The 9,327-nt window shown below is 69.9% G+C and carries 8 protein-coding genes and 1 pseudogene; all 9 read left to right on the top strand.

From position 1 onward, the window contains the following. The first annotated feature begins 171 nt into the window (after window positions 1–171). Window positions 172–531: a DUF4233 domain-containing protein gene (locus BMY61_RS21995; protein ID WP_042449261.1), complete on the top strand. Its 360-nt coding sequence runs from the start codon at window positions 172–174 to the stop codon at window positions 529–531. Between the two features lie 109 nt (window positions 532–640). Next, window positions 641–1,063 carry a nucleoside-diphosphate kinase gene (gene ndk / locus BMY61_RS22000; protein WP_042449265.1) on the top strand — a complete coding sequence of 141 codons (423 nt, stop codon included), beginning with the start codon at window positions 641–643 and terminating at the stop codon, window positions 1,061–1,063. 289 nt (window positions 1,064–1,352) lie between these two features. Beyond that, the gene (locus BMY61_RS22005) at window positions 1,353–2,378 is read left to right on the top strand and encodes a rod shape-determining protein (RefSeq protein WP_042449386.1); all 1,026 of its coding nucleotides are present in this window, start codon (window positions 1,353–1,355) and stop codon (window positions 2,376–2,378) included. 56 nt (window positions 2,379–2,434) lie between these two features. Continuing rightward, entirely contained in the window at window positions 2,435–3,376 is a 942-nt protein-coding gene (gene mreC, locus BMY61_RS22010) for a rod shape-determining protein MreC (protein ID WP_042449267.1), read from the top strand. 4 nt (window positions 3,377–3,380) lie between these two features. Further along, the gene (gene mreD / locus BMY61_RS22015; protein WP_042449269.1) at window positions 3,381–4,094 is read left to right on the top strand and encodes a rod shape-determining protein MreD; all 714 of its coding nucleotides are present in this window, start codon (window positions 3,381–3,383) and stop codon (window positions 4,092–4,094) included. Window positions 4,095–4,148: 54 nt separating this feature from the next. After that, the gene (gene mrdA / locus BMY61_RS22020) at window positions 4,149–6,362 is read left to right on the top strand and encodes a penicillin-binding protein 2 (protein ID WP_042449272.1); all 2,214 of its coding nucleotides are present in this window, start codon (window positions 4,149–4,151) and stop codon (window positions 6,360–6,362) included. Beyond that, on the top strand, window positions 6,350–7,555 hold the full coding sequence (rodA, locus tag BMY61_RS22025; protein ID WP_042449275.1) for a rod shape-determining protein RodA: 1,206 nt from the start codon (window positions 6,350–6,352) through the stop codon (window positions 7,553–7,555). The genes mrdA and rodA overlap by 13 nt, the downstream gene beginning before the upstream one ends. Before the next feature lie 89 nt (window positions 7,556–7,644). Further along, window positions 7,645–8,745 (top strand): glycosyltransferase, encoded by a 1,101-nt coding sequence (locus BMY61_RS22030; RefSeq protein WP_082015093.1) that lies wholly within the window; start codon window positions 7,645–7,647, stop codon window positions 8,743–8,745. 178 nt (window positions 8,746–8,923) lie between these two features. Then, window positions 8,924–9,327, top strand: a pseudogene (locus BMY61_RS46365) (hypothetical protein); the annotation flags it as partial.

The raw sequence follows: 9,327 nt of genomic DNA on the forward strand, positions 1-9,327 counted from the left end.
CGCGCCCACGCGGCGGAGCCGCAGATCGGTGGAGCCCCGCGCCGCTGGATGGTGCAGCTACGTGCGGGGGTATCACTGACCGGGTCGCGCCCACGTGGCGGAGCCGCAGATCGGTGGAGCCCCGCGCCCCTGGTCGCAGGAGGCCGGATGGCTGCGTCTAAGCTTGCTGCCGTGCGTACCCTCTGTTCTTCCACGCTGATCAGCGAAGCCATGGTCATCGGTTTCGCCGCGCTCGTCGCCATGCGGCTGTCGCATGTCTCCGCCGCGACGTTGTGGTCGGTGTCGGGGGCCGCGATGGTCCTGTGCGTGCTGCTGTGCGGCGTCCTCAGCCGCAAGGGTGCCGTGGCCATCGGTTGGGCCCTGCAGATCGCTCTGATCGCGAGTGGCGCGATCGTCGGCATGATGTACCCGCTCGGCGTGATCTTCGCCGGACTGTGGTGGGCGTCCGTCCACTACGGCCGGAAGATCGACACGATCAAGGCCGCCCGCGCCGCGCAAGCGGCCGAAGCCGTCGTCCCCGCACAGGCGTAGCACGCACCCCGTGCGGGTGAATCCAAAAGGACTCCCGCCGCGAAAGTTGCAACGACACTCCGGTAGTCTCGTGTCGATCATCACATCACGAAACTCCGGGAGTCGTCCCATGTCCTCGTCGTCCGAGCGCACCCTGGTCCTGCTGAAGCCCGACGCCGTGTCCCGGGGCCTGATCGGCGAGATCGTCTCCCGGATCGAGCGCAAGGCGAACTGGCGCATCGCCGCCATGGAGCTGCGCACGCTGGACGCCGCGACGCTGGAGCAGCACTACGCCGAGCACGTCGGCAAGCCGTTCTACGAGCCGCTGATGGGCTTCATGTCCTCCGGCCCGTCCGTGGCGATGATCATCGAGGGCGAGAGCGTCATCGAGGGCATTCGCCTCCTCGCCGGGAAGACCAACCCGCTCGAGGCCGGCCCGGGCACCATTCGCGGGGATTTCGCGACCATCACCCGTGAGAACCTGATCCACGCCTCTGACTCCGTGGAGTCCGCCGAGCGCGAGATCAAGATTTTCTTTCCCGCGCACGTCTGAAACGCATCGCACACACACTTTTCACGGATTTTCCACGGTCCCGACCCGGACCGTGGAGAACCGAACATCCGACACACGGCGTCCCAATGGCGGGATATCCGATCGTCTGCACGGACAATGGCGATAAAGGTCCCGTCGCTACCATGGTGACTGCTCGACGGAAGAGTCGTTGGCAGCTTCGTTCATGGTCAGTAGCTGACGGCCAGTGAGTCGGCGTTCCGCCTGCCATCCGCCGTCGTCGCCCCCTCAACCGCGAGCCCGGGAAGGCCCCCACCCCATGGCGAACAACATGTCGTTCATCGGCCGTGACATGGCTGTCGACCTCGGCACCGCCAACACGCTGGTGTACGTCAGGGGCCGAGGGATCGTCCTCAACGAACCGTCAGTGGTCGCCGTCAACACCAACACGGGTGGGATCCTCGCGGTCGGCGCCGAGGCCAAGAAGATGATCGGGCGCACGCCCGGCAACATCGTGGCCATCCGCCCGCTCAAGGACGGCGTCATCGCCGACTTCGAGATCACCGAGCGCATGCTGCGCTACTTCATCCTGAAGATCCACCGCCGTCGATACCTGGCCCGGCCGCGCGTCGTGGTCTGCGTGCCCAGCGGCATCACCGGGGTCGAGCGTCGCGCCGTGATCGAGGCGTCGGCGCAGGCCGGCGCGCGCCAGGTGCACATCATCGAGGAGCCGATGGCGGCGGCGATCGGCGCGGGCCTGCCGGTGCACGAGGCCACCGGCAACATGGTGGTGGACATCGGCGGCGGCACCACCGAGGTGGCTGTGATCTCCCTCGGCGGCATCGTCACCGCGCAGTCCATCCGGGTGGCCGGCGACGAGCTCGACAACGCGATCATCCAGCACATCAAGAAGGAGTACTCGCTCCTCCTCGGTGAGCGCAGCGCCGAGTCGATCAAGATGACCATCGGTTCCGCCTACCCCGTCGACGGGGACAACGAGGAGCACAGCGAGATCCGCGGTCGCGACCTGGTCAGCGGCCTGCCCAAGACCGTGGTGATCTCCGCCGCCGAGGTGCGCGCGGCGATCGAGGAGCCGGTCAACACCATCATCGACGCCGTCAAGACGACGCTGGACCAGTGCCCGCCGGAACTGGCCGGTGACATCATGGACCGCGGCATCGTTCTCACGGGTGGCGGCGCGTTGCTGCGCGGCCTGGACGAGCGGCTGCGCCGCGAGACCGGGATGCCGGTGCACATCGCCGAGAACCCGCTGGACTCCGTCGCGCTCGGCTCCGGCAAGTGCGTCGAGGAGTTCGAGGCGCTCCAGCAGGTCCTGGACGCCCAGCCGCGTCGCTGATCCTCCGTCACCCGTCCGACGTCTGCGCTCACACCTGAAGGGCTCCGCCGAGAACCGTGAGGGACACACGAGAGAGCCGACTCCTGCTGGTCCTGCTGGTGGCGGTCGCGTTCGCGCTGATCACCGTGGACATCCGCGGTGGTGACGACTCGCCGCTGAACGGACCGCGCACCGCCGCGGCCTCGGTCTTCGGGCCGGTCGAGAGCGGGATCTCCCGCCTGGTCAGCCCGGTCGCCGACGGACTGCACTCGCTGCGGGACTCCGGCAGCCAGGCCGACCGGATCCGCGCCCTGGAGCAGCAGAACGAGCTGCTGCGTCAGCAGCTTTCCTCCTCCGACCTGGTGAAGTCCCGTGACGGCCAGCTGACCAAGCTGCTCGGGGTCGCCGGGGCGGGGCAGTACACCATCAAGGTCGCGCAGGTCGTCGCCATAGGGTCGAGCCAGGACTTCTCCTGGACCATCACCATCGACATCGGCAGCAACGACGGCATCCAGCGCGACATGACCGTCATCAACGGCGAGGGCCTGGTCGGGCGCGTCACCACCGTCGCGCCGACCACCTCGACGGTGCTGCTCGCCGTGGACCCGCGGTTCACCGTCGGCGCCCGCCTCGAAGGCAGCGGCGAGGTCGGCTTCGGCACCGGCGAGGGCGACGCCCCGATGCGGGTGCAGCTGCTCAACGGCCACGCCGACGCCAAGGTCGGCGACCGGCTGGTCACCTTCGGCTCGGAGAACGACAAGCCGTTCGTGCCGGGCGTCCCGTTCGGCACGATCACCTCGATCGTCAACACGCCGGGCGAGCTGACCAAGACCGTCCTGGTGCAGCCGTTCGTCAGCTTCACCAAGCTCGACCTGGTCGGTGTCGTGGTGCAGCCGCCGACGACGGATCCGCGCTTCGCGGTGCTGCCGCCCAAGCCGGCGCCCACGCCGTCGAACACGGCGCCCGCGTCGACGCAGCCGTCCGCGACCAAGCCGACCAGCGCCAAGAAGAAGGGGTGACGGCATGATCCAGCGGTTCCTGCTCTCCGCCGCGCTCATCGTGGGCGCCATGGTCGTCCAGGTCTCCATCCTGGCCCGGCTCGGTCTGCCCGGCGCCGTGCCGGACCTGCTGCTGCTCGTCGTCATCGGCCTCGCGCTGGTCTACGGGCACGTCACCGGCTGCCTGATCGGCTTCTTCGGCGGGCTCTTCATCGACCTCGCGCCGCCGTCCGACCACGCGGTGGGCCGCTACGCGCTGGTGCTCTGCGTCGTCGGCTACATCGCCGGGCTGATGAAGCCGGAGACGGGCCAGTTGCGCTCGGTCATGACGCCGCTCCTGGTCGTCGCCGCGGCGGCGGTCGGCTCGACGCTGCTCTACGCGGGTGTCGGCGCCCTGGTCGGCGACACCGCCGCCCGCCATGTGGGCCTGACCGGGCTGCTGATCTCCTCCGTCATCTACGACGTGCTGCTCGCGCCCTTCGTCGTCCCCGTGGTGATGGCGCTGGCCCGACGTACCGTCACCGACCCCGCAGCCGGCGGCGCCGGGCAGGGCCCGGCGCCCAAGGTACGCCGCATCGGCCTGAACCGCCGCGGCACCTTCTTCACCGACCGTGGCACCCGCAGCGGCGGCGCGTCCGGCCTCGGCACCGTCCCGGGCTTCGGTTCGGGCTCGGGCGCCTCCGGCAAGTCCGGGCGCGGCGTGCTCAGCCGCCTCGGCGGCAAGACGCATCAGAACTGACACCCGGCGCCCACCCGGCGCCACGCGCACGCGGAAAGGCAGGAGGGGAACGACGTGGGCAACATCCCGGAGACGGGCCGAACCCGGAGGATCACCGGCCGGCTGCTGGTGCTCCAGGTGCTGGTCCTCTCCCTGCTCGGCACGCTCGGCGGCCGACTGTGGTACCTGCAGATCCGTGACGGCGCCTCCTACGTGCAGCAGGCCTCGTCGAACCACATCCGCACGGTCGTCGTCCCGGCGGTGCGCGGCGAGATCCTCGACGCCAACGGCGTGCCGCTGGCGACGAACACCACCAAGCTGGTGGTCTCGGTCTCCCGCACCTCGTTGATAGGGCAGAAGGACGGCGGCGTCGCCGTGCTGACCCGGCTCGGCCAGGTCCTCGGCATGACCTACGAGCAGATGCACGACAAGGTCCGGCTCTGCGACGCCAAGACCCCGGCGCCGTGCTGGAACGGCTCGCCCTACCAGCCGATCCCGGTCACCCAGACGGCCACCACCCAGCAGGCCATGCAGATCATGGAGCGCCAGGAGGACTTCCCCGGCGTCACCGCCACCCCGGCCGCCGTGCGCACCTACCCGGCGCCCGACAAGGCCAACGCGGCGCAGATACTGGGTTATCTCTCCCCGGTCACCCAGGACGAGATCACCGCGGCCACCGACGCCAACGGCAAGTCCTCGCTGTCGCCGTCCGACCAGGTCGGCCGGGCCGGGCTCGAGTACCAGTACGACAAGTTCCTGCGCGGCGCCAACGGCACCAGCAACCTCGAGGTCGACAACCTCGGCCGGGTCATCGGCACGGCCGGCGGCAACGCGGCCGTCCCGGGCGACTCGGTGGTCACCAGCATCGACGCCCGCGTCCAGGCGATCGCCGAGCAGCAGCTCCAGCAGGCGCTGATCACCCTGCGCGGGACGTACGACACCGTCACCCACGAGAACTTCAAGGCCGACTCGGGCGCCGTCGTGGTGATGGACGTGCACACCGGCAAGATCATCGCGATGGCCAGCGCCCCGACCTACGACCCGAACATCTGGTCCGGCGGCATCTCGGCCAAGGACTACGCGGCGCTCAACAGCACCTCGTCCGACTACCCGATGCTGAACCGGGCGATCCAGGGCCAGAGCGCGCCGGGTTCGACGTTCAAGGTCGTCAGCACCACCGGCGCCCTCAACGCCGGCTACAACTTCGACTCGACCTTCCCCTGCACCTCGTCGATGACCATCGGCGGCCGCGTCTTCAAGAACTTCGAGGGCGAGAACTTCGGCGCCATCAACCTGTCGAAGGCGCTCGAGGTCTCCTGCGACACCGTGTTCTACAACATCGCCTACCAGCAGTGGCTGTCCGACGGCGGCACCAAGCCGAAGAACCCGAAGGACTGGCTGTACAAGACGGCCCACCAGTTCGGCCTCGGCGCCGTCACCGGCATCGACCTGCCGGGCGAGGTCAAGGGCCGGGTCCCGGACCGCCAGTGGCACATCGACTACTACGACGCGATGAAGGACACCTGGTGCAAGCAGGCCAAGACGGAGTCCGACCCGTACCTGAAGGCCATCGCCACCGAGGACTGCGCCGACTTCGCCACGCTGCGAGCCGGTGACGAGGTCAACTACGCGATCGGTCAGGGTGACACGCTGGTCACCCCGATCCAGATGGCGCGTATCTACGCGGCCCTGGCCAACGGGGGCACCCTGTTCCAGCCGCAGCTGGCCAAGGCGATCGTCAGCCCCGGCGGCAAGCAGGTGCAGACGGTCCAGCCGGTCGTCCAGGGCCATCTGCCGGACAGCCCGTCGATGATCAACTACATCGACCAGGCCACCGCCAACGTCATCACCAGTGGTACCGCCGCCTGGAAGTTCCAGGGCTGGCCGCAGGACAAGATCCAGCTGCACGCCAAGACCGGTACCGCGGAGGTCGTCGGCAAGCAGACCACGTCCTGGTTCGACACGTACACCAAGGACTACGCGATCGTGATGACGATCTCCCAGGGTGGTACGGGTTCGGGTGGTTCCGGTCCGGCCGTGCGCAACATCTACAACGCGCTCTACGGCATCCAGGCCAACAACACCATCGACCCGAGCAAGGCCATCCACCCGCCGGCCGTCGGCAACCTGCCGGGCTTCCACGCGGACGGCACCGTCACCACCCCGGTCGCCTACACCGTCCCGGCCCTCACGCAGGCCACCCCCGCGGACCACCAGGCGCCGCTGCTCGCCGCGCTGGACATCGCCGCGCTGGCCCCCGAGAGGAGGACGGACGGATGGCAGGCGTGAGTTCGCCTTCGTGGTCCGCGCCGCGGTACAAGCCCCGCCGTGAGGGCATGGGCCGCCTGCTGGAGCGGGACAACCCGGTGCGGCGGATGGACTGGATACTGGTCCTCGCCGCGCTCGCGCTCTCCGGCATCGGCTCGCTGCTGGTCTGGTCCGCGACCCGCTCCCGCGTCGAGATCAACCACGGCGACCCGCAGTACTTCCTCGTCCGCCACCTGGTCAACCTCGCCATCGGCGTCGGCCTGTGCGGGGCTGTCGTCGCGCTCGGGCACCACCGGCTGCGGACGGCCGTCCCGTTCATCTACGGCCTGTCGATCCTCGGCGTCCTGGCCGTGCTGAGCCCGCTCGGCTCGACGGTCAACGGCGCGCACTCGTGGATCGTCCTCGGCGGCGGCTTCTCCATGCAGCCGTCGGAGTTCTGCAAGATCTCCATCGTCCTGATCTGCGCGACGATACTGTCCGCGCGCGTCGACGCGGGCGAGATGCAGCGCCCCAACGCCCGCTCCATCCTCCAGGCGCTGGGCCTGGCGGCGGTGCCGATGGGCATCGTGCTGATGATGCCGGACCTGGGCTCCACCATGGTCATGGTCGTCATCATCCTCGGCGTGCTGCTCGCCTCCGGCGCATCCGCGCGCTGGCTCGGCGGCCTGACCCTGCTCGGCGCGCTCGGCGCCACCGCGATCGTCCAGCTGCACGTGCTGAAGCAGTACCAGATCGCCCGCTTCGCGGCCTTCGCCGACCCCTCGCTCGACCCCGCCGGCGTCGGCTACAACACCGCCCAGGCCCGCATCGCGATCGGCTCCGGCGGCCTGATGGGCAAGGGCCTCTTCCACGGCACGCAGACCACCGGCCAGTTCGTCCCCGAGCAGCAGACGGACTTCGTCTTCACCGTGGCGGGGGAGGAGCTCGGCTTCGTCGGCGGCATGGTCATCATCGGCCTGCTGGGCGTCATCCTGTGGCGCGCCTGCCGTATCGCCCGCGAGGCCACCGATCTGTACAGCACGGTCCTGGCGGCCGGTGTGGTCACCTGGTTCGCGTTCCAGGGCTTCGAGAACATCGGGATGACGCTCGGCATCATGCCGGTGGCCGGCATCCCGCTGCCGTTCGTGAGCTACGGCGGGTCGTCGATGTTCGCCATCTGGATCGGCATCGGGTTGCTGCAGTCGGTGAAGATGCAGCGTTCCATGGCAGGGTAGGCGGCCGGGTAGGCGGCCGGGTAGGCCATTCAGCGCTGACGCGGCCACGCCTTCGCCGGGCGTGGCCGTCGGCGTTTCACAATCGGGCCATGGCCCGCGTATCGCTTTCCATGATCGTCAAGGACGAGGCCGCCTCCATCGCCGACGTCCTCGCTGACGCCTCCGCCTTCTGCGACGAGCTCGTCGTCGCCGACACCGGTAGCACCGACGGCACCCAGGAGCTGGCCCGCGCGGCCGGCGCACGCGTCGTGGACGTCCCCTGGACGGACGACTTCGCCGCCGCCCGCAACGCCAGCCTCGACGCCTGTACGGGTGAGTGGATCGTCTGGCTGGACGCCGACGACCGCGTCCCGCCCGCCTCGCAAGAGGCGTTCACCCGGGTGCTCGCCGTCCTCGCCGACGACGACGTGGACGTTTTGGTCTCGCCGTACCACTGCGCGTTCGACGACCACGGCGCGCCCACCTTCACCACCTTGCGCGAGCGCGTGCTGCGCCGCGACGCGGGCCTGCGCTGGGGCGGGGCGATCCACGAGGTCGTGGACATCACGTCCGCGCGCACCCGCGACGAGCCGGAGCTCGTCGTCGAGCACCGCCGCACCGAGGCGCAGGCGGCCCAGGACGAGGGCCGCAACCTGCGGATCCTGGAGAAGCTCTACGCCGACGGTGACCGCTCCCCGCGCACGCTCTACTACCGCGCGAACGAGTTGCGCGACAGCGCGCGGCACGAGGAGGCGGCCGCCGCCTACACCGAGGTGCTGGCGCTGGACCAGCCCGCGTGGGAGCGCTACTTCGCGCTGATGTCGCGGGCCGAGTGCCTGCAGACGCTGGGCCGTCACGCGGAGGCCGAGGCATCGGCCGTGCTGGCCGTGCTGCTGGACCCGACCCGGCCCGAGGCCTGGATGGTGGCCGGGATGATCCCCTACGAGCGGGGTGACTGGGCGCGCGCGGTGCCGTTCTTCAGCGCGGCGAGCGTCGCGCAGGCGCGCCCGTCCGGGGGCTTCGTCCGGGGGCGCGACTACGCCTGGGCGCCATGGGACTACCTCTCGGTCTGCCTCGGCAACTCCGGTCGCCACGAGGAGGCGCTCGCGGCGGGCGTGCGCTCGCTGCGGGGCAACCCGCAGGCGGATCGGGTGCGGGAGAACATCGGATGGTTCGTCAGCCAACTGCCGTCGTCGGGTGCGGCGGACTGACACCCCTTTGGCTGGAGCTTGTAGCCCGACCGAGTTGTACGGCAATCCGATAGTGATACTGACGGGCCGTTGGGTGGGATCTGACGCCTCGACATCGCGGAACCGAACCAGCGAATGCGAGGCAGAAGTGAACTCGGATCACCAGAGCCGCAGACCCGTCCCGCGGACCTTCGCCCGCGTGGCCGTGGGTGTCGGCGGCGTCGCCGCACTCACGGGCGCGCTGCTCACCCCTCAGGTCACGGCTCTCGCCGCGGACGTCGCGGCGACGCACACCTCTGTCGTCCTGAGGACCCCGGCGGTGCACGTGCCCGTCGTCGTCCACCGGTCCGCGGCCCCGAACTGGAACAAGCCGAAGCCGCCCCCGTGCCACCACCAGAAGCACTGCAAGTGCCCGCCCGGACCCCGCGGCCCGAAGGGCCCGCCCGGCGCGAAGGGGGCCACCGGCCCCAAGGGCGCGACCGGCGCGACGGGTGCCACCGGCGCGACGGGCCCCACGGGCGTCGGCGTCACGGGTGCGACGGGTCCGACGGGCAACAACGGTGCGACGGGTGCGACGGGTCCGACCGGCAACAACGGTGCGAC

The sequence above is a fragment of the Streptacidiphilus jiangxiensis genome (assembly GCF_900109465.1).
Classification (GTDB): Bacteria; Actinomycetota; Actinomycetes; order Streptomycetales; family Streptomycetaceae; genus Streptacidiphilus; species Streptacidiphilus jiangxiensis.